General features: G+C 39.3%; 17 protein-coding genes and 1 pseudogene. 4 read left to right on the top strand and 14 right to left on the bottom strand.

Annotation, left to right across the window (positions count from 1 at the left end):
• Nucleotides 1–16: 16 nt before the first annotated feature.
• Nucleotides 17–178: a hypothetical protein gene (locus AC0VYG_RS09165; RefSeq protein WP_475432005.1), complete on the bottom strand. Its 162-nt coding sequence runs from the start codon at nt 176–178 to the stop codon at nt 17–19.
• A 68-nt stretch (nt 179–246) separates the two neighbouring features.
• On the opposite strand from AC0VYG_RS09165, the gene AC0VYG_RS09160 reads away from it, so the two are divergent.
• Nucleotides 247–1056: a M48 family metallopeptidase gene (locus AC0VYG_RS09160; RefSeq protein WP_475449907.1), complete on the top strand. Its 810-nt coding sequence runs from the start codon at nt 247–249 to the stop codon at nt 1054–1056.
• A gap of 58 nt (nt 1057–1114) precedes the next feature.
• On the opposite strand, the gene thrS is transcribed toward AC0VYG_RS09160, so the two are convergent.
• The 5 genes from thrS to AC0VYG_RS09135 form a co-directional block, all read right to left on the bottom strand.
• A complete protein-coding gene (gene thrS, locus AC0VYG_RS09155; RefSeq protein WP_475432003.1) occupies nt 1115–2299 on the bottom strand; it encodes a threonine--tRNA ligase in 1185 nt (394 codons plus the stop codon).
• Between the two features lie 252 nt (nt 2300–2551).
• Nucleotides 2552–3169: an HAD family hydrolase gene (locus AC0VYG_RS09150; protein ID WP_475432002.1), complete on the bottom strand. Its 618-nt coding sequence runs from the start codon at nt 3167–3169 to the stop codon at nt 2552–2554.
• A gap of 318 nt (nt 3170–3487) precedes the next feature.
• The gene (locus AC0VYG_RS09145) at nt 3488–4096 is read right to left on the bottom strand and encodes an FMN-binding negative transcriptional regulator (RefSeq protein ID WP_475432001.1); all 609 of its coding nucleotides are present in this window, start codon (nt 4094–4096) and stop codon (nt 3488–3490) included.
• Nucleotides 4097–4224: 128 nt separating this feature from the next.
• The gene (locus AC0VYG_RS09140; RefSeq protein ID WP_475432000.1) at nt 4225–4707 is read right to left on the bottom strand and encodes a MazG-related protein; all 483 of its coding nucleotides are present in this window, start codon (nt 4705–4707) and stop codon (nt 4225–4227) included.
• Nucleotides 4708–4769: 62 nt separating this feature from the next.
• Complete coding sequence (locus AC0VYG_RS09135) at nt 4770–5201, bottom strand: GNAT family N-acetyltransferase (RefSeq protein ID WP_475431999.1); 432 nt, start codon at nt 5199–5201, stop codon at nt 4770–4772.
• A 266-nt stretch (nt 5202–5467) separates the two neighbouring features.
• Here AC0VYG_RS09135 and rnz point away from each other — a divergent pair, with 266 nt between their 5' ends.
• Complete coding sequence (gene rnz / locus AC0VYG_RS09130; protein ID WP_475431998.1) at nt 5468–6424, top strand: ribonuclease Z; 957 nt, start codon at nt 5468–5470, stop codon at nt 6422–6424.
• Nucleotides 6425–6468: 44 nt separating this feature from the next.
• Here rnz and AC0VYG_RS09125 read toward each other — a convergent pair whose 3' ends face one another.
• The 4 genes and pseudogenes from AC0VYG_RS09125 to AC0VYG_RS09110 form a co-directional block, all read right to left on the bottom strand.
• Nucleotides 6469–7824, bottom strand: coding sequence for an IS5 family transposase (locus tag AC0VYG_RS09125; protein WP_475431997.1), 1356 nt, complete (start codon nt 7822–7824; stop codon nt 6469–6471).
• Between the two features lie 230 nt (nt 7825–8054).
• Complete coding sequence (locus tag AC0VYG_RS09120; protein WP_475431996.1) at nt 8055–9089, bottom strand: YaaC family protein; 1035 nt, start codon at nt 9087–9089, stop codon at nt 8055–8057.
• Between the two features lie 128 nt (nt 9090–9217).
• Complete coding sequence (locus AC0VYG_RS09115) at nt 9218–10981, bottom strand: P-loop ATPase, Sll1717 family (protein WP_475431995.1); 1764 nt, start codon at nt 10979–10981, stop codon at nt 9218–9220.
• Nucleotides 10982–11774: 793 nt separating this feature from the next.
• Nucleotides 11775–12029, bottom strand: a pseudogene (locus AC0VYG_RS09110) (carboxypeptidase M32); the annotation flags it as partial.
• A gap of 66 nt (nt 12030–12095) precedes the next feature.
• On the opposite strand from AC0VYG_RS09110, the gene AC0VYG_RS09105 reads away from it, so the two are divergent.
• Nucleotides 12096–13754, top strand: a complete 1659-nt coding sequence (locus AC0VYG_RS09105) for a recombinase family protein (protein ID WP_475431994.1) — start codon at nt 12096–12098, stop codon at nt 13752–13754.
• Nucleotides 13755–13970: 216 nt separating this feature from the next.
• Here the strand turns inward: AC0VYG_RS09105 and AC0VYG_RS09100 are convergent, their stop codons facing one another.
• The gene (locus tag AC0VYG_RS09100) at nt 13971–14345 is read right to left on the bottom strand and encodes a hypothetical protein (RefSeq protein ID WP_475431993.1); all 375 of its coding nucleotides are present in this window, start codon (nt 14343–14345) and stop codon (nt 13971–13973) included.
• Nucleotides 14342–15232, bottom strand: a complete 891-nt coding sequence (locus AC0VYG_RS09095; protein ID WP_475431992.1) for a plasmid recombination protein — start codon at nt 15230–15232, stop codon at nt 14342–14344. Before AC0VYG_RS09095 ends, AC0VYG_RS09100 begins: the two co-directional genes overlap by 4 nt.
• 676 nt (nt 15233–15908) lie before the next feature.
• On the opposite strand from AC0VYG_RS09095, the gene AC0VYG_RS09090 reads away from it, so the two are divergent.
• On the top strand, nt 15909–17264 hold the full coding sequence (locus AC0VYG_RS09090) for an IS5 family transposase (RefSeq protein ID WP_475428916.1): 1356 nt from the start codon (nt 15909–15911) through the stop codon (nt 17262–17264).
• A 583-nt stretch (nt 17265–17847) separates the two neighbouring features.
• Here AC0VYG_RS09090 and tnpA read toward each other — a convergent pair.
• Both tnpA and AC0VYG_RS09080 read right to left on the bottom strand, forming a co-directional pair.
• Nucleotides 17848–18300 (bottom strand): IS200/IS605 family transposase, encoded by a 453-nt coding sequence (gene tnpA, locus AC0VYG_RS09085; protein WP_475431991.1) that lies wholly within the window; start codon nt 18298–18300, stop codon nt 17848–17850.
• Nucleotides 18301–18429: 129 nt separating this feature from the next.
• On the bottom strand, nt 18430–19065 hold the full coding sequence (locus tag AC0VYG_RS09080) for a phosphatase PAP2 family protein (RefSeq protein ID WP_475431990.1): 636 nt from the start codon (nt 19063–19065) through the stop codon (nt 18430–18432).
• Between the last annotated feature and the right edge of the window lie 160 nt (nt 19066–19225).

The following is a 19225-nucleotide window of genomic DNA, read 5'->3' as shown; positions in this document are numbered from 1 at the left end:
ATGTCGTGGAGGCTCACTAAGAAACTTTTTCTGTATTGTTGACCCAGAAGGCAAGAGTATCACTTGATGATTTCGTCCCCTCTTTATTAAAGGGCAAGGCTAGAATGGGACGATTCTTTTGGTTCCAATCAATAATGTTGAAACGCCATAGCGTCTCGCCAAACAACGGCGTTGCCACATTTAGGCCGCCTTCTCTATAATGTCTGCTATTCCAACAGTCCATGCAGTTTTACAAGGCGGTATTAGATGCAGGTTATGTCGTTTTTTTCTAAAGTTGTGCTAGTGACAGTGTTGGTTGCTGTAGCAGGTTGCAGTTCATCTCCAACAGGACGTAAGCAGTTTGCGGTGTTACCTGATAGCGAGATGAATAAAATGGGAGTGGCGTCTTTTTCATCCATGAAACAAGAAACACCAGCCTCTTCTAATACAAAACTCAACCGAGAAGTGCAGTGCGTTGCAGACGCCATCATTGCAGTGTTACCCGCCCCATACCGCAATCAAAAATGGGAAGTGGTGTTATTTAACGATAAGCAGGTTAATGCATTTGCCTTACCCGGTTATAAAATTGGGGTATACACAGGGCTATTGAAGGTTGCGAAAAACCCATCCCAATTAGCCGCCGTCATTGGTCATGAGATCGGCCATGTGATAGCAAGACACAGTAATGAACGACTATCAACACAACTCGCCACTAGCCAATTATTATCCTTAGGCTATCAAGTCAGTGGTGAAGAATCCGCAGAGAAAAAAGCGCTTTTCCAAGCCTTGGGCATTGGGGCGCAAATCGGTATCATTTTGCCGTTTAGCCGAACACAAGAATCAGAAGCGGATTTACTCGGCTTACAATACATGGCAAAAGCGGGGTTTGATCCTAGGGAAAGCGTTAAATTATGGCAAAACATGAGTAAAGGCAGTACCAGTCAAACACCTGAATTGTTATCAACCCACCCGGCTAATGCTTCTCGTATTCAACATTTACGAAACAATATGCCTAACAACCTCGCCATTTATGAAGCCTTGGTTGCGAAACATAAACAGGCACAATGCAGCGCATAGAAAAGGCCGCCAATTGCTTGGCGGCCTATCTGGTTTCGCTGGTCATAATGCGCCCCTTTTATCTACTTTGTTTGGCTTTCAAAAACGACACCAGTTCGTTTTCCTTGATGACCTCTATCTGCTTACCCCGCCGGATAGAGAGGCTCGCTGTTTTAGCTTCTTGCGCGCCAATGATAATGATATTGGGGATTTTCAGCTCAAAGCCGCGTTTAATTTTACGACCAACAGAATGGTCACTAAACTCACACAGCACATTGATGTCTTCTTGCTCTAGGTTGACGCGTATTTGATTAGCGTAGTCTAAGACGGAATCATCCACTGTCACTAATGCAACGGGTTGTGGATGCACCCATTCAGGCAATACACCTTGCGACACTTCGAGCAGTATGCCGATCCATCGTTCTATCGAGCCATATACTGCTTGGTGCAAAATAATAGGGCGTTCCACTTCGCCTTGGTCATTATTGAATTCTAGGGCAAAGCGCTCTGGCAAATTGAAGTCCAGTTGGACCGTTCCACATTGCCAAATTCGTCCCATGGCGTCTTGTAATGCCAGCTCTATTTTCGGCCCATAAAATGCCCCCTCACCGACTTGGATCTCATAGGGAACCTTTTCTAACTGACAAGCCGACTTAAGTATCTCCTCCGCTCGGCGCCAAGTCGCCTCATCACCTAGAGCCTGCTCTGGTTGAGTGGAGATTTTCACCTCTAAGGCTTGGTAACCGTAGTCGTTATAAATTTGTTTAGCGCGCTTAAGAAATAAGCAGATTTCTTGTTTAGCCTGAGACCAAGCACAAAAAACATGGGCATCGTCTTGAGTAAACTGTCGTAAACGTAGGCTACCATTTAACGACCCAGACGATTCATTACGATGCACTAGACCAAATTCAAACAGCCTAAGTGGTAAATCACGATAGCTGTGTACACCCCGTTTATACATCAGTATATGAGCGGGACAAGACATCGGTTTCAACGCATATTCTTGATCACCGTTTTGCTCGCCACCAAAGAACATATCGTCTGCATACATAGCCATATGACCTGAAACCTGCCACAGGGACTTTTTCATAAGCTGAGGCGTACGCACTTCTTTAAAACCATATTGGCGATAACAGCGTCGCATATGTTCTTGTATCTTTTGGAACAAATACCAGCCATTTGGGTGCCAAAAAAGCATTCCGGGGGCTTGCTGTTCTGAGTGAAATAGATCGAGCTGTTCTGCTAGTTCGCGATGAGTTTTCATTTCTTTCTCCTAATGAAAGACATTGAGTGAAAAACTCTGAGCGAATAACAAGAAATAGACATTAAAAAAGCCCTCTGGCAATTCGCTCAGAGGGCTTTTTTAATCAAACAGCAACTACCCTCCAAACAACCTTGTGGTCGTGGTGGTAGCGGTGTTGCCTTTGAAAAAACAAAATAATTGGTTCATAACCAATATTTTTATCACTTAAACGCCATGATGACAACAATTAAAAAATAAATGGCGCCGATCCGTCTAGAAGCTCAACCCAAGCTCCTTTAATGCCAACTCACATTGTTCTGCATTTTTAAATTGTATGGCTGACATACCAACCGCTTTAGCCCCTTCTACGTTATAGGACATATCATCGATAAAAACGGTTTCAGAGGCTGTTAAGTCATATTGGCACAACAATAACTGGTAAATTTCTGCTTGAGGCTTCATAACACCAATATTAGCTGATACAACGACACCATCAAATTCAGACCAAAAGTCATAGGTCGACTGTAGATACTCCACCGTCTTAACTACATTATCGGTGAGTGCGTAAACACCATAGCCTGCTGCTTTCACACGCTTCAGCAAATCGATGGATCCAAACAGCAAAATCTGGGAGTGTTTGACATAATAAAACAGTCGCTCACACTCTAATTCAGACAATCCCATGGACGCCTGATATTGATGCTTGGCTTCTGCTTCAGTCACTAGTCCTTTATTCAGGTCCACCCAGATATGACTATGGAAAAGGTCTTTTGCATACTGCTCCAGATCTTCCATGTCACCGAAAGTCAACCTTACTACCTCAATAGGAGACCAACGAACCATCACATTGCCGATATCAAACACGACGTTCTTAATGTTGCCTAGTTGCATCTATTCACCTTCGTCATATTGGCACAGCCGCACAGCAGACCATCATAGAAAAACCAATCTTACCGAGGATTTTATCGAGACGTTATGTCAAAAAGATGACTTTTTATTTTCTTTATATCGTAAAAAAACAACACACATCGTCAGTCTTTCTCATCGCGTTACCAGTATATTAAGCTTCAGATTTTGAGAATATAATCAGCCTTTTTATTCTATTTATGACAATCAATTAAATATGCCTAAACTAACGATATAGGGAACCCCATACTATTGCCAAAACAGAGCTGGGGAAAAACGAAGATAAGACGTCTTATTAATCATTTATTTACCTAGTGATAATTTTTCCATATAGTTAGCAAGACTTTGAGCCCCTAAGTCTTGAGAGTTTTTCAGAGCATGATAAACACCAGCTTGATCATCCGTTTTTCTTTGTTGCCCCAATTTTAGCTTACCTTCAATATGTGATAATTCCACTTTAAAACCCACAATAGCAGGCAGGAGTTTATCCCTAAACTCGTCCGTGATGACATCTCGTTTAACAAGAAGCTCAGGTTCATACTGATGCACAACTTCTTCAACCGCTTCAAGGGTTTGTTTGTCGTTTAAAAGGGATACTTTCCCATATGCATGTACGGCAGCATAATTCCAAGTCGGCACCGCTGGTGATTGAGCATACCAGTTAGGAGATATGTAGCTATGGGGGCCAGAAAATACAATTAAGACATCCGCTCCCTCAAGCTCTTTCCAGTGAGTGTTAGCTTTAGCACAGTGACTATAAAGAACCCCATTCTCCCCTTCGTCAGAATGTAAAACAAATGGAATATGCGTTCCTGTCAGTGAGGTTGACACCATTATGCCAAAGCCGAATTCATTGATGAAATCATGAATAACAGATCTATCTTGCATTTTAATATTGTTCGGAATATACATAGAGTTCCTTTTCTAATAAGAGGCTGCTAGCACCTGAGTAAACCAGCATAGTCACCATTTTTTAGGATATAGTTAGCCTTTAGTTACGTGTTTTTTATAATCGCCATTTTTTCGTATATCAATCTATTTTATAATGCTGAATTTAACGTCAGCTCTTGTATATCGGTTATATCCACTTCCCTGTTAAGTAAACGTTTATACTTGATTAATTCGTCTTTAGGGATAACGGGCACTTCGATGCCTTGATAGCATAGTGGTATTGATTTAGAAAAGTCTATTTCCAACCTATGCCACGAGCCATCGTGGGCAGATTGAATTCGAGTCTCCTGAGATAAGCCAATTTCTATTTTTTGTGAATGATAGATTAGCTGAAAATACTCTAAATCCCAGCCATATTCAGCGTAGCGCATTAAAGGCTTTGAAAGGTATGAAGAAACCCTAGCTAACAGTTTGTTGGCGTCTGAATTACGGATATATAGGTCAATATCAGCAACTTCTCGACTGCCTCCGTGAATGGTTGCCGCCAACCCACCAACAATCTGGTAGCCAATGCCTTCTGACTCCAATATTCCCTTAAACCAACTCAAAGCGTCTTTCACTCTATCACTCATCTAGAGACCTTATTCATCTGATGGTACAAACGTCTGATATACAAACTGGCTAAAGCCCTCAGTTAGCTTTTTTGTATGCCAACCATTGAAAAGTGATGACTTGCAATATTGAAACCTTCACGTAAATAAAACTTATGTGCGGGAAAACGCTGAACACCAGAATCTAAGTGAATTTGCCCACAACTATTTTCCAAAGCATAGGATTTGAACCAATCCATTAAAAACTTACCCACACCACGGGAACGACACTCAGGGTTGGTAACCAAATCTTCGATGTAAATATGTTTACCCCACGCGAGTTTTTCACCAACGCTGAACCCAGCGACAGCCAACACACCCTCTGATGATTTAACATAGACAACTTGATAGCCATTCGATTGCTGTTTGTCGATTTGAGCAGACAAAGAATCGACATTATAAGTCGTACGAAGTTGTAACAACACTTCCAGTACGGATGCATAATCAGAGTTTTTCTTTAAAAATTGGACTTCCACTTTATTGTCCCTTTAACAGCTAGACGGAATAACGACTCAATAATGCAAGTTCGTATGATTGAATGTAACATACTTTTCTTGAGTGCAAGAGAGCAGATTGGAACGCTTTGGAGACAAATAAGACGCCCATCACAGTCGTTACAGGTTACTCACCGGAAAATTGCCAGCGAAGTGAGTATTTTATTGGCCAATATAGAAACGGCCTGTATCCTTACACCGTTTTTAGGCCTCTCGGTAAGTTCGGGCGGTGATTAAGGTAGGTTTTAATGAATATAGTGTTTCTTGGAACGTCATCCGGTGTTCCTACTAAAACTAGGAATGTGACGGGCATCGCCGTTCGTGAAGGCAAAGGCAGTGGTTGGTATCTTATCGATTGCGGGGAAGGAACACAGCATCAAATTCTGCATACCAATTTGTCGGCCAACTCCTTGCAAGCCATCTTTATCACCCATATTCATGGTGATCACTGCTATGGCCTCCCGGGCATTCTCGCGAGCGCGGGAATGAGTGGCAGAAAAGAGCCTTTGAAGATTATTGCACCAAGTGGTGTGAAAGAATGGGTTGAGGCCACGCAACAGCATACCCAGTTATATTTGCCGTTTGCATTAGAGTTCATAGACTCTGATGATTTACCGTCTGTCGATTTCAGAAATGTACGAGTGGAGACAGAAGCGCTTTCCCATAGAGTACCATCTTATGCCTATAGCTTTACTGAGAAAGATATCAACCCTAGTTTGGACGTTGAGAAGTTGGCGTTACATGACATCCCTAGAGGCCCACTTTGGGGACAATTAAAAAAGGGGCAAGATATTGAGCATAATGGCAAATTGCTCAGTAGTAACGACTACCTGCTATACGATAAGCACCCGCGCAAAATGATTATTGCAGGAGATAATGACCAGCCTGAACGGCTATCGCAATTTAGTCACGGGGCAAACGTGCTTGTTCATGAAGCCACTTACACAAAGGAAACCGCCGAAAAAGCGGGAAATAGCTATGGTCATAGTTATGCTGAGCAGGTAGCGGAATTTGCTCAGCGCACCAATATTCCTAATTTAGTGCTGACACACTTTAGCCCGCGCTACCAATCCAACCCCAACGCCTCCCCCTCCATAGAGGATATTTACCAAGAAGCCAAAGCCTGTTACTCAGGTAGGCTATATCTTGCCAATGACCTTGACGAGTACCAGCTGAACAAATCAGGTGAGTTAAAGAAAGTTTAGGGGAAGCCATGTAACCAGTCTAGTCGTCCCTGAATAATGGCGTTTCAGGCAAGAAACGCCATGCTATTTTTGGATCTTTCCAGTGGCAAAATTATTTTCAGCCACAATCTTCTTAAAAAGACTCCAAAATATGGGGAGCAATAAAGCCACTTCAGTAGCTTACGTAGGTTCTGACCACAGGCGCTTAAGAGCACGTTCATCGCATCGCCTAGTATGCCTTTTAAGAAGCACCGTCTGAGTTTACCATCAGATTTTAAATGACCGATGATGGGTTCTACACTGTTTCGTCTTCCCATCCAGCGTTTCTCTTTCTTGGGTACACCGCGTTTTTGACCTGTAACCAAGACTTTAATGTCTTCCACGCCCGATCCTTTATATCCTCGGTCAACAAAGCAGGTTTCCGGTTTTTTTCCTGTCAGGGTTTCCACTTGTTGAAGTTGATCTTTCAAGGTATGGCCATCATAAGGATTGCCTGGATAGCTTCTTGCGCCCACAATAAAGGATTCTTTAGCCGTCACCGCGATACTGGCTTTCACACCAAACTCATAGCGTTTATGCGCTTTGCCTTTGGAGATACAGTCCACATTGGGTTCATGCAAGCTGTAGAGTTTGTTTTTGCTTTGGCGGGTTTGTTTTAGTAATCGATAAGCTTGGTTGAGGGTGTCTTCTTGCTTTTGGTTAAGTGTTAATCCTTGTCGCTTTACTTGCCGATCAATGTCCCGCAATACCCGCCCTAAGAAGCCTTTAACTTGCTTAATCGCCTTTCTCATTCGTTTGTATTGTTTGGCATGCCCATAGCGTCCAATCTTTGGCATTAACTCACAGCAGGCTTTGTCATAGGTTTGTCTTAGCGTGATAGCGAGATCTTTTGCCACTTGAGTGAGTTGCTGTCGTGCCTTGTTGTAGAGTTTGGCATCGGTTGGGAAGGTGATGTTTTTTTCTTGTACCGTGGTATCAACAATCACACGCTTTAGACTCGCAGACTTGATCACTTTTAGCTTTAGCCCTGCTTGTATTGTCTGAGTAAGCAGCCATTCACGGCCTTCTTCTCCTAACCGTTTTCGCCATTTAACAAGACTGGCTGGATGGCACGGGAAGTCATGTTGAAAAAAGGTTTCGCCGCAAAAGTATTGGTAGTAAGGCGATTCAAGCCATTGCTCTAAGACCATTTCATCAGACAAATTATACAAATGCTGTAAATACAGTAGCCCTACCATCAAGCGAGTCGGCAGAGCCGCTGCGCCAACCGTCGCGAAATGCGTCCCCAATTCGATATCCAACCGATCCCAATCCAGCACTTTAGCCAACCGAACGAGTGCATGGTTGGGGTTAATAATATCGATTAGCTGAGGCCGGAATAAATCCTTCTGAGGATCTTGCTTTGTTTGACGAGGCTTCATAAAAACTCACTGATTCTGCAACTTTTTGGGGCTAAAGCGCCATTATTGGCGAGATTTTAGTCCTTAGCATTATACAAAAGGCATTGCATTTCAATAGGTTGAGCTTATTTCAGGGACGACTTGATAGATAGGACTCGAATTATCCGCAAAGCCTCCTCGTGATGTACCAACACCTCAATAACCGGTACGCTTTAGCGCGTCCGGCGCGAAATTGATTGATTTGTTAGGCATTATCGATATCCTGGTACCATCAATTCATGCCCTGTTATATCGCTTGCAACTTGGTCAATAAAATTATCTACACCTTGATTCATGAACTCTGTCAGCAACCAGTTATGCTGACATTCAAAATGATTTAGCAATTTTTTGGGATCATATCTAGTTAGCTCACTTAATCTGTGCATCGCAACAAATATCAACGAAGGGATTGGCCAGTGTAGTATACCCACTCCTCGATCGTTTCTTTTGTAATACCAAAGCCTCTGATCACCAAAGATGTATTTGATATCACGTCTAATTTTTTCATGATATTTAAGAAGCCTAGCCATCCGATCAGATTTTTTAATTCCACGAGACGTATCCCATCTGAAGCGTCGTTTTCTACGGATTACAAACTTATCTGATTCGCTTTTGTCAATTTCCCAACCTCGCTGCCGAGTCATGACTTTAACGTCACAGTACTTGGCGTCTGTTATTTCGGCGCAAAACCACGCTTCCGACCCATTAGACTGCCTTACAAAGCGTGGATTTTTGATTGGAATAAAAAGATCTTGGGCACCTCTGTAAGTAACCGTATAAGCTCGATGAATGAACGGAAGGTTGTACATCACATCTTTTAACGACACTTCGACTCCAGACACGTTAGAGCCATAGTATTCGTTGAGAGCAACGAAGATTCCCTTGTGTTTTATAACTGAAATTTCGTTTGAGAGTGAAGTTCTAGTCCCAATTGATTTACCTGATACTCCGTGAAGCTGAGAAAATATAATACCCTTTGTCTCCAGTAAAGCCTTCGCGGCGTTCAACACACAGTAGTATGTGGCGATTGCGCGAGATTCGTTAGGCATTGTAAGGCTGGCTCTGTAGAAGTTTTCAGCTTGTTGCCATAGCAATTGAGCTTTCTGAGTTGAGTGCCGCTTAAGCCATAACTCAACATAGTCGAATTTATCAGCTACCAATACTGTAGGAGCATCGAAGGCAGGATTAATGAAAGCCTTATGGGGGCGTACCGGAGACTTTCTTATTTTTATTACTCTATGGACCATATTTCCCTTTGCCTAACGCTATCATAAGCCGCAACCGGCCAGAGCGTTTTTTGGGCTAAACTGCCGCTTGCGGCAAGCCCAAAAAACGAGACGGATGGGCGTCGGTTTGATGGTTTTGTTACAACTTTTTACTTGTAATTGAAATCGTAGCCCTGCGCGCACCTTATTGCTTCCATCAACCTTTTCTTTTCGGCACGATCTCTTACGTTATTTTTTACAAGCAAATCTAAACCATTCAGCGATTTTCGAATGTACAGATACTGTTTGTTAACCACAGAGTCATCTGTATGTATTGCTAATGTTTTAGATAGCAAACTAAACTTCTCATGTACACTTGGATCCTCAATATGCTCATCCAAGTATATCTTTATGTCGCTAATCAGATGCGGTATTAAATCAAGATCTATTTGACTTCTCGATCGCTTCCCGGAGTTAGTTTCGAGAAGCTTCTCTTCCAACCCCATGTGGACACATATTAACTCCTCTCTATTAAGAGAGTTAAATTCGCTATCGAAGCGAAATTTTCTCTTCTTCTCACCCCTTCCACTATTACCAATGATACTGTTTTCAAAAAACACATCAATCAATTCATCAGAGTCATAATGACAGTCAGATTCAGATATCTTCCCGGTTTCAACTCGATTCTCATATATGGATATGAAGTCCTCACAGTGGAACGTTTTCCTTCCCAATTCAGAAAATATGGAGAGTATTTTCTTTAGACCCGGAATCTTTTGTCCTAGTTCGTCTTGCAACTCATCAATGAATAGTTCAGAGTATTTTTTGGCCGTGTTAGCTACTGTACTAGCGGATATCCTATTATTACCTTTTTCAACCTCAACCTTACAGCATTCTTTGATGAAAACGACATAGTCTCTAGGTCTTCTATAGGTCCTTGTTGTAATAAAGTCCCAAATGGATGATTTAGTCACGATGCCATTATAATTTTTCCCAGTTTCAATCTTTTCATTTTTAAAGATTGAAAACCAACTATCATTGAAATCACACTCTCCAGAAATATTCAAGGTCTTATTTATTCTGTGCGCTAGCATTTCTTGCAAAGTGTCGACTCTCCATTCGAGCTCTACACTTACATCCCGCCACTTGTTCTTATCATTATCTCTGACTTGCGAATAAATCTCTTTTAATATAAAAACTATTGGGTATGCCCTCAACCCTTGTCTTTCAGATTCAGACTTAACCGATTTAGCAACTCGAAACAGACAAGCCAACATTGAGAAGTATGTTCGGTTACTCTCGTTGCTTATATCTGGAGAAACATTATTAAACCCTATATCAAGACTATCAAAAAGCACATAATAACTCATATCTTTGCTAGCTTCGCGATAGAATGTCGACTTTAAAAAATCCCTTACCAATCGTATATCTTTGCTAGCAACATTTCTCTCTTCAGATTTAGAACCACCAATAGATCCAAATCCAGTAGGGAGGGTCGCAGAAAACCCCTTTTTAACTACCGATTGTATTTGCTCATATAGTGACTCTGTTTCCTGAGGGCAGATGTCATTTAACTGCTTCCTAACTTTTGAATCAAGATTGCTATTTTTAAGAAGTAACTTACATAGGCTACTATATATAAGGAGTTCCCATAAAAGCGTATACTGGAACCCAGATGGCGCATTAATATCTGAGTAACCCCTCAGATTTTCAATCGGATAATCTGAAAAAGTTAAATTTGCTGAGCAGCTATTAACCCGCAAACTCTTTACATGTTCGAGAATAGCAGTTTTTCCTGTGCCTTTACGCCCGATCACGAATATAGCTTTGCCATCCTTAACCCTCTTTAGCCAAGGTGGCTCGTAGAACAAACGACCACTTTCATCATTAGCTTCTTGCATCCAGCTGTCATATATCTTTTCTAGCCCATTCATGACCTCTCCTTAGAAAAATAAACCTTAACTTTCAATTAACTTTATAGAAACACTTTATTTTGTAGCTCAATTGCTTAATTTAATTCGCCTACTACCTATCGTAGAGCATAGTTCAACAGTTTAATAGTGAGCATGTGCGTTTATCCAATAAATCGGCATGTGTGTTATTCTAGTTTTAGCTATTTAGATAAATTTAGCTAACATCATGATTTATATAAAAATATTTATCATAATGAGCGTTCAGGCTTCGACCAAAACAAGCACACTTGTTTTACCTAACAACCGTGCATCAGGAGCGGGAGAAATATGTGGTTTTCGTCTTCCTATACGCAATCCTTACACTTTAATCTATTTTCAAATAAGTGCCAATTAGAACATGTTGATATCTGATTGAAATTGACCGTTGGGGTCAAAACCCTTTTCGAGAAAGCACATCAGAATAGTTAGCTTGGATGACGGTAATCAAGCCGTAGAAGCAGCTTCGACGCAACGAAGTTGCGCGACCCTATGGAGTTTCAGAGTCAGTTAAAAATGCCCTGTCTCTATCCTCAAAACCAATCTATGCCTTGATGAGGCTCTGCATTGACAACATCATATCTTTATGAGGAAACGAGGCGCTGCTCTTAAAAGCGAATTTTTGGTTACTTTTTGGGCGCTTGCAAAAAGTTACCCGCTCAGCAGAGCGGAATAAACGAGCAGCTCAAAGTAATTGAGTGGAAACAAATATACCGGAAGACCCAAAGAACAACCCCATCCTAGCCTTCCCCTTAAAAAAGGGGAAGGAACAAACCTCTTACAAGTACCGCCCTTCCAAGTGTTTTCTAAAATGCGCTGCATTTAACACTTCCCCTGTGGCGCGTTTAACTAGGTCATCCGTGGTATGAAGCGAAGCTTGTGACCAAATGTTGTCGCTTAACCATTGGAAGATTGGGCTTAAGTCACCACCTTGGATAACGGCGTCAAAGTCGACGTTTTGTATCATAGTGGCTTTGTATTGCGCAGCATACATGGCGCCTAGCGTATAAGACGGGAAATAACCAAATGCGCCATCTGTTTTGTGCTAAAAGTAACTTACATATATTATGTCTAAAAATTAGTATGTTAGGTGGTTTAAATGAGTGCACAGGTCTATTCGTATCAACGATTCTCAAGTCATTTACAAAAAAGAGGATCGTCTCTCAAAAGACAACAAGACTATGCTAGAGAAGTCGCCGAAAAATTCGGCTTATCTCTTAATAAAAGCCTAACTATGACGGATGAAGGCAGATCCGCCTTCCATGCGGATCATGTAAAAAATGGTGCGCTAGGTGCTTTTATAGAAGCTGTTGAAAAGGGTATTGTTGCAAGAGGTTCGATCTTAATCGTTGAATCATTAGACCGATTAAGCAGACAAAGTGCTTTGAAAGCACAAAGACAATTTATTGAGCTCATCGAGCACGAGATAACAATTATCACTGCATGTGATGAGCAAATCTACAATACTGAAACTCTCTTAAAAGACCCCTCGAAACTGGTTCTATCAATCGGTGTTATGATGAGAGCTCATGAAGAGTCTCTAGCTAAGCAAAAAAGATCAATAAAGTTTATCCAAGGGAAGCTAAAAGAATTTAATGAAACAGGAAAAGCTGATGTTACCGGCCCTGTGCCATTTTGGATATCAAGAAAAAATAAAAATTTTCAACTAAACGAACATGCAAGTGTAGTAAATAAAATAATCAACTTATATTTAGATAATGTTGGACTAAATCTTATAGCTAGAGAGCTAACTGAGTCTGGTATCAAACCTCCAAATATACTGAAAGGAGTTAAGCCAAAGAAGCCAAGAAAAAACGAATCTTGGGGTGTAACAACTATAAGAAAAGTTCTTGATAATAAAGCGCTTTATGGTTGTTATGCTTTCAGTATGAGTCACCTAATAGACGGAATAAAAAAAAGCGAATCTTATGAATTAAAGAATTATTATCCAAATCTTATATCAGAAGATCAATATAATTTAATTCAAGAAAGAAAGAGAAAAAAGAAAAGTAGTAGAGAGTCATATAAAAAAAGCGTGTACATTTTGACGTCGTATGGCAGAGGGCGTTCAGTATGCGCACATTGTGGTCAATCTCTAGTTAGTCAGTTACAAAAACAAATGAATCGAAAAAAAGAATACACTCAAAGTGTTTTGAGAATTCACTGTACTAAGCATAAAGAAACAGCTAACTGCTGTAGTAGCGTCAAAGCTGGAGATCTAGAAAATCACTTTATTCATGCAGTTATAGCTAATGTAGATAAGCATTTATTTGAGCCTCCTGAAAACGGCAAAAAATCTATCGAATCTACTGAAGCAACTATTAATATATTGACTGAAAGATTAAATAATCTTATGCAATCTTTTGCTGAAAATAACGTAGATGCTGTTAGAAAAGCAGCCATGAAGCAAATTACAGCGATTGGTAACGAAATATCGATTAATGAAAAAGAGCTCGAAAGATTAAAAAGCGAATATTCATATGAATATATAAATAAAGAACAAGAGAAAAGAATAAAATATTTAGCTTTAGAAGCACAGAATTTCGAAAATTCTAAAGAACGCTCTCAATTGAAGCAAATATTAATGCAATCTATAAAAAGAATACGAATAGATCTTAAAACTTTAGAATTAGAAGCCATATTTTACAACGGAAGAGTCTTATCAATTCGGAGAAAAGATGGTAAATTCATCAGCAATGTATATGTTAATGACAAAAATGGTAACAACATATATAGAAAACTAAACAATATAGAATGATTTTTATACTGGATTCATAAGGGCGTAGCACCTTGTGCCGACGTTTATGAGGAACGAATAAGCATAGTCGGTCACTATGTGTATCTCTAGATCTATAAAGCTCAAATACTATTTTATTTTTGCCCTCTTTCAGAGGAATGATCGAGTAAGATTATTAATCAATATCAATCTATAAAAAAATAGGGATCTCAGCAGAGCCCTATTTTTTATTAATAACTAAAAATCGAATAAATCTAACTCATTTAAAGCTTGTTCAATACTACAACCCTCTTCTTCCTCACCAGAATCAGATTGTTTTTTATCTTCTACTTTAACAAATGATGATTTTATTGAATCAACGAAAGCAACAGTAGAAGCATCTGATGAAAATAACACATACATTAAATTAGTCATTCTCTTCTGAAAAGCAATCATTTCATCAGCCCTATGAATAGTTTTTTCTTTTATCATATGTTTTATCATTAATTCAATAAAAAGCACATGCTCTTTTTGAAGCTCTTTAATAAAATCGCTATCAACATTTATCTTTTTAATTTGGTCAATATACTTATAATGACTATTTAGTAGTATTCTTATTTCATCAGGTTTCATATCGCTCTCTCCATTTTATTATTGTTGTTATCAGAGTCATTTAATTTTTTAGTTATCTTCTCTATAAATTGATCTGACATTCCAATTTTCTTGAGAATAAAAACTAATTTTTTTTCATATTTTTCAAGTCTTATTCTCTTCTTATCTAATTCAGAAGAGATAAATTTTATCTTTTTCTTTATAGAATCAGATCGATTTAAAGTATTAGCTAAACGCTTAGAAGCTTTTTGTTCTACTTTCCATTCTTTTCTAGTTAATCTCCGCCTTCTAGGGCCATCCCGAGTAAGCCCGCACGGAATACCAACATTTGTATAATATTCATCTTGAAAAGCTCTCATAGCATCGCTGTATGCTTTCAGTTTGATTTTTGCGCTCTGAGAGCTAACTGTATTACGAGCTGCAATACCATCGTGCACAGCCCCAATATCAAGTCTGTTATTCTTATCTAGCTCAGAAACTAGATAAAAATGACAATGCCAATATGGTTCATCAGAATGGACAACGACTGACTTTAATTGATCGCCATACTTTTTCGAAAGAAATTCGACAGTAAGTTTCAGCCATTTTTGTAGATCTTTATTATCAAAAGAAATTTCATCTGTACGAGCTGGATATGAAGCGACTCCAGCTACTAGAATAAGTCCATCTTTTCTAAACTTTCGACCAATATTATCTTTAGCTAATTCCGCTTGTTTTTCGGCAAAATCAAGAACCTCTAATGGATCTACACCATGGATCAATATTGGCACTTTTATTTCAGAAACATGTGGGCAAGAATTAGGAACTCTTACTGCTTCATTAATAACATTCATAGCACTTTGACGTTTATTATTTTTACTTGATACTCTAGAGTAAGCTTCGACATGAATAAATTGATATCCTTCCACAAACAATTTCTCTTTTTTATAATATTTTTAAATAATATCAGTTTAAAGAAATAAATAAAAATACAAGATTTTATATATATAACATAACTTATATAAAGACAAAAATAACAATAAAAATAAGAGTATGATTTAGAAGTGTTTTTTTTAAATATTTTATATTAAAATAGAAATAAAAATTATTTTTTATATTTTTTAAAGATGAATTTCATGAAAAATAATCCAATTATTCTTGCGAAAAACATTTACTTTTTATTAAAAATATGCTACCCTAAAGATCTAATTAAGTTTTTGAAAAGCTAACTTTCTACAAACAATTCTTATATATACATTCAACCATCATTCATCAAATACATATTATTTATAAAAATAATAAAGAGGCATATACTCGATTATCTCGCGAAGCGGTATAAAAAAACGATCTTCAATCGATTTCAGCGAAACAGACAAGATTTTTTGAAAACAAACAAAACAGCCCCTATTTTTTTTAAAAATTTTCCATAAAAATCAAAGACTTATAAACCACTATTAGCTAAGAAGAAATAGCAGCATCGTAGATAGTCGCCCCTGAAAAACTCTCAACCTATTGAATCTAATGTGTTTTTATAAGATAGTTAATATCTAAATCTTGCTATAAATACGCCATAAGGCCCAAAAAGTTGCAGAACAGGTGAGTTTTATGAAGCCTCGTCAGACACAGACCATACCGCAAAAGGATTTATTCCAACCTCAGCTCGTTGACATCATTAACCCCAATCATCCTTTAGTTCGACTGGCTAAGATCATTGATTGGAAGCAATTGGACTCAACGCTTAGTGCCCATTTTTCAAGCGTTGGTGCGGCCGCGTTGCCAACGCGTCTTATGGCGGGATTGCTGTATTTGCAGCACTTGCATAATTTGTCTGATGAGCTGGTGCTAGAGCAATGGCTTGAATCGCCTTATTACCAATACTTTTGCGGCGAAACCTTTTTCCAGCACGACTTCCCGTGCCATCCAACCAGTCTTGTTAAATGGCGAAAACGGTTAGGAGAAGAAGGCTGTGAATGGCTGCTTACCCAGACGATACAAGCAGGATTGAAACTAAAAGTCATCAAACCAGCGAGCCTAAAACGAGTCGTGGTAGACACCACGGTACAAGAAAAAAACATCACCTTCCCAACCGATGCCAAGCTCTACAACAAGGCTAGAGAGCAGCTCACTCAGGTCGCCAAAGAACAAAACATCACGTTAAGACAAACCTACGACAAAGCCTGTCATGAGTTAATGCCAAAAATTGGACGCTATGGCCACGCCAAACAATATAAGCGGATGAGAAAAGCGATTAAGCAAGTCAAAGGCTTTTTAGGGCGAGTCCTGCGAGATGTTGATCGGCAAGTAAAACGACAAGGATTAACGCTCACTCAAAAGCAAGAAGACACACTCAACCAAGCCTATCGATTACTAAAACAAACTCGCCAGAGCAAAAACAAACTGTATAGCTTGCATGAACCTAATGTGGACTGCATATCCAAAGGCAAAGCGCATAAACGCTACGAATTTGGTGTAAAAGCGAGCATAGCCGTAACAGCAAAAGAATCCTTCATTGTGGGAGCCAGAAGCTATCCAGGTAATCCTTATGATGGCCATACCTTGAAAGATCAACTTCAACAAGTTGAAACCCTAACAGGAAAAAAACCGGAAACCTGTTTTGTTGATAGAGGGTATAAAGGATCGGGCGTAGACGATATTAAGGTGTTGGTTGCAGGTCAAAAACGTGGTGTACCAAAGAAAGAGAAGCCATGGATGGGAAGACGAAATAGCGTAGAACCCATCATAGGACACCTCAAATCAGATGGAAAACTCAGACGATGCTTCTTAAAAGGCGTACTAGGCGATGCGATTAACGTGATCTTAAGTGCCTGTGGTCAGAACCTACGTAAGCTACTGAAGTGGCTTTATTGTGCCCCATATTTTGGGCAATTTTTAAGGCGATTATGGCTGAAAATAACTTTTCTACTGGAAAGACCCAAAAATTGCATGGCGTTTCTTGCTTGAAACGCCATTATTCAGGGACGACTAGATACTCAACCACACGGCAACGAAAGGTGCTTAGAGCACGTAGGAGTCATAGAATTTTATTTTACGTGCTTCTTATCGGTTTCTGCTTAAAAGAGCTCTCGTGCTATCACGAGAGAGCATCTAATCCAAATTAACACCCTTCCTCTTTATATGCCTTCTTATTACAGTAGATATCTCTACAGCTCTCGTGATCTAGATACTCATCCATTTCTGCCTTTAACGTCTTTAACTGTAACCTTCCATCTAAAAACCTCGAACTCTTTTTAGTTTATTTGCATCTATCTCTTTATATTGTGATGATCAGTTACATTTAAAATTTTATTTTAATTCCCCGTCACTCTTTAACACTAAAAAAATAGTTTTCTTCCTATGTGTTTCATACTAGTACAAGTATATTTCTGCCTTTGTGTTTCATACTAAAACAAGTATATTTCTATCTCTGTATTTCATACTAAAACAAGTATATTTCTGTCTTTGTGTTTCATACCAAAACAAGTATATGACTACATAAATCTCCAATAATGAACCACCCCGCCCCAAGGGGCGAGGTATCGGTGTTTCATTCGAACATCGCTAACTGATTCGAGCTGTGTAATTTGACATATTTCTCTTCATTCCCTTGGTTTTTCACATAGTTTCCTATTGTAGACTCATCGCCATGTTTCCCTACCGTGCTACAAAAATATCCATCTGACCAAAACTCACCACCCCACAGCAATTGCTTTACCTGTGGACATCGCTTGAAAATATGTCTCGCTGTTAAACTTTTTATCATCGTAACAAGTTTCGTTACACTGTATGTTGGCACTGACTGAATAAGAAAGTGTACATGATCTTGATCCGTTCCAATTTCAAGAAATTTAATTTGGTATCTCTTCTCTATTTCCAAGCAAACAGCTTTTAGTTCTTGGTCTACTGCCACATCAAATACCACTTTTCTATATTTGGCAGGAAAAACCAAATGGTACAAAAGTACGGTGACATTGTGTCTTTTGTGAATAAATTCGCTCATGTACTCAGTTTAGTGATTTACGCCGCAAGCGGCGAGGAATTAAACCCGAAGAGATTAAAAGTTTTATTTAGATAATAAAAAAGGGCTTATTCAAGATTGAACAAGCCCTTTTTAATATCTATTCAGTAACTAGTAAGTCATAGACGCATATAGACCATACGATTTTTTTTCAATAATTGGAGCAACGACGAGATTTCTTACGCTCATCCCCATACCACTTATTGCATATTGAACACCCACTGCTAATGCCGCTCCAGCTGCGACATCGTGCCAATAATGGTATTTACCATGTACCCGTGAATAACCTACAAAACTTGCAGCGGTGTAGGCAGGAAGTCCATAACTCCAGCCATATCGCATTTGTAAGAATGCTGCCCCTTGGAATGCAGCTGAAGTATGCCCTGATGGAAATGAGTTGTTATCCATACCGTTGGGACGCTCTTCACTCACAGCTAGTTTAAGTGTGTGTGTAGCAACTGAAGTCCATAATGCCCCCTCAGCCCATTGCCCTGTTCCATCATAATCATTTTTCATTAGTGAAATCATACCTGCGACCAGTGGAATCCCTATTTGTAAGTTATCTCCTGCACGAACAATGCTGTCATCAGCATGAACTACACTTACATAAGAAGCAGAAAAAACAAGCAAAGCGATCTCAGATATCGCCTTAAAACCACGATAACCAGTGCTTTTTCTGTTTTTGTTGAATTTTGAGCGTAAAAATCCGCCCCAATCGCTTTCGGCTGGGTTACATAAACAATGCATTCTAGTTACCTTGTAGGATTGAATTAATTAGATTTTGAATACCACTTAGTCAGTGTTGTGAAATCATAAATGTGAAATCCTTTGAAATCAATAAAGATCCCACAAAAAGATTTCACAAATTATTCAAAATCATTTTTTCACCCACAAATTAACGGTGTGA

The sequence above is a fragment of the Marinomonas sp. 63XJN7_7_ISO-PGPR-S23-202 genome (assembly GCF_056173505.1).
The sequence above is the reverse complement of the archived record's forward strand: the minus strand, read 5'-3'. Positions and strand labels throughout refer to the sequence as shown.

Bases quoted from the DNA above. Each gene is read 5' to 3' on its own strand.
- AC0VYG_RS09090 (WP_475428916.1), top strand. From the start codon at position 15,909: ATGAAGCCTCGTCAGACACAGACCATACCGCAAAAGGATTTATTCCAA.
- AC0VYG_RS09080 (WP_475431990.1), bottom strand. From the start codon at position 19,065: ATGCATTGTTTATGTAACCCAGCCGAAAGCGATTGGGGCGGATTTTTA.
- rnz (WP_475431998.1), top strand. From the start codon at position 5,468: ATGAATATAGTGTTTCTTGGAACGTCATCCGGTGTTCCTACTAAAACT.
- AC0VYG_RS09145 (WP_475432001.1), bottom strand. From the start codon at position 4,096: ATGTATATTCCGAACAATATTAAAATGCAAGATAGATCTGTTATTCAT.
- tnpA (WP_475431991.1), bottom strand. From the start codon at position 18,300: ATGAGCGAATTTATTCACAAAAGACACAATGTCACCGTACTTTTGTAC.
- AC0VYG_RS09140 (WP_475432000.1), bottom strand. From the start codon at position 4,707: ATGAGTGATAGAGTGAAAGACGCTTTGAGTTGGTTTAAGGGAATATTG.
- AC0VYG_RS09125 (WP_475431997.1), bottom strand. From the start codon at position 7,824: ATGAAGCCTCGTCAAACAAAGCAAGATCCTCAGAAGGATTTATTCCGG.
- AC0VYG_RS09160 (WP_475449907.1), top strand. From the start codon at position 247: ATGCAGGTTATGTCGTTTTTTTCTAAAGTTGTGCTAGTGACAGTGTTG.
- AC0VYG_RS09115 (WP_475431995.1), bottom strand. From the start codon at position 10,981: ATGAATGGGCTAGAAAAGATATATGACAGCTGGATGCAAGAAGCTAAT.
- thrS (WP_475432003.1), bottom strand. From the start codon at position 2,299: ATGAAAACTCATCGCGAACTAGCAGAACAGCTCGATCTATTTCACTCA.
- AC0VYG_RS09100 (WP_475431993.1), bottom strand. From the start codon at position 14,345: ATGAAACCTGATGAAATAAGAATACTACTAAATAGTCATTATAAGTAT.
- AC0VYG_RS09120 (WP_475431996.1), bottom strand. From the start codon at position 9,089: ATGGTCCATAGAGTAATAAAAATAAGAAAGTCTCCGGTACGCCCCCAT.
- AC0VYG_RS09105 (WP_475431994.1), top strand. From the start codon at position 12,096: ATGAGTGCACAGGTCTATTCGTATCAACGATTCTCAAGTCATTTACAA.
- AC0VYG_RS09150 (WP_475432002.1), bottom strand. From the start codon at position 3,169: ATGCAACTAGGCAACATTAAGAACGTCGTGTTTGATATCGGCAATGTG.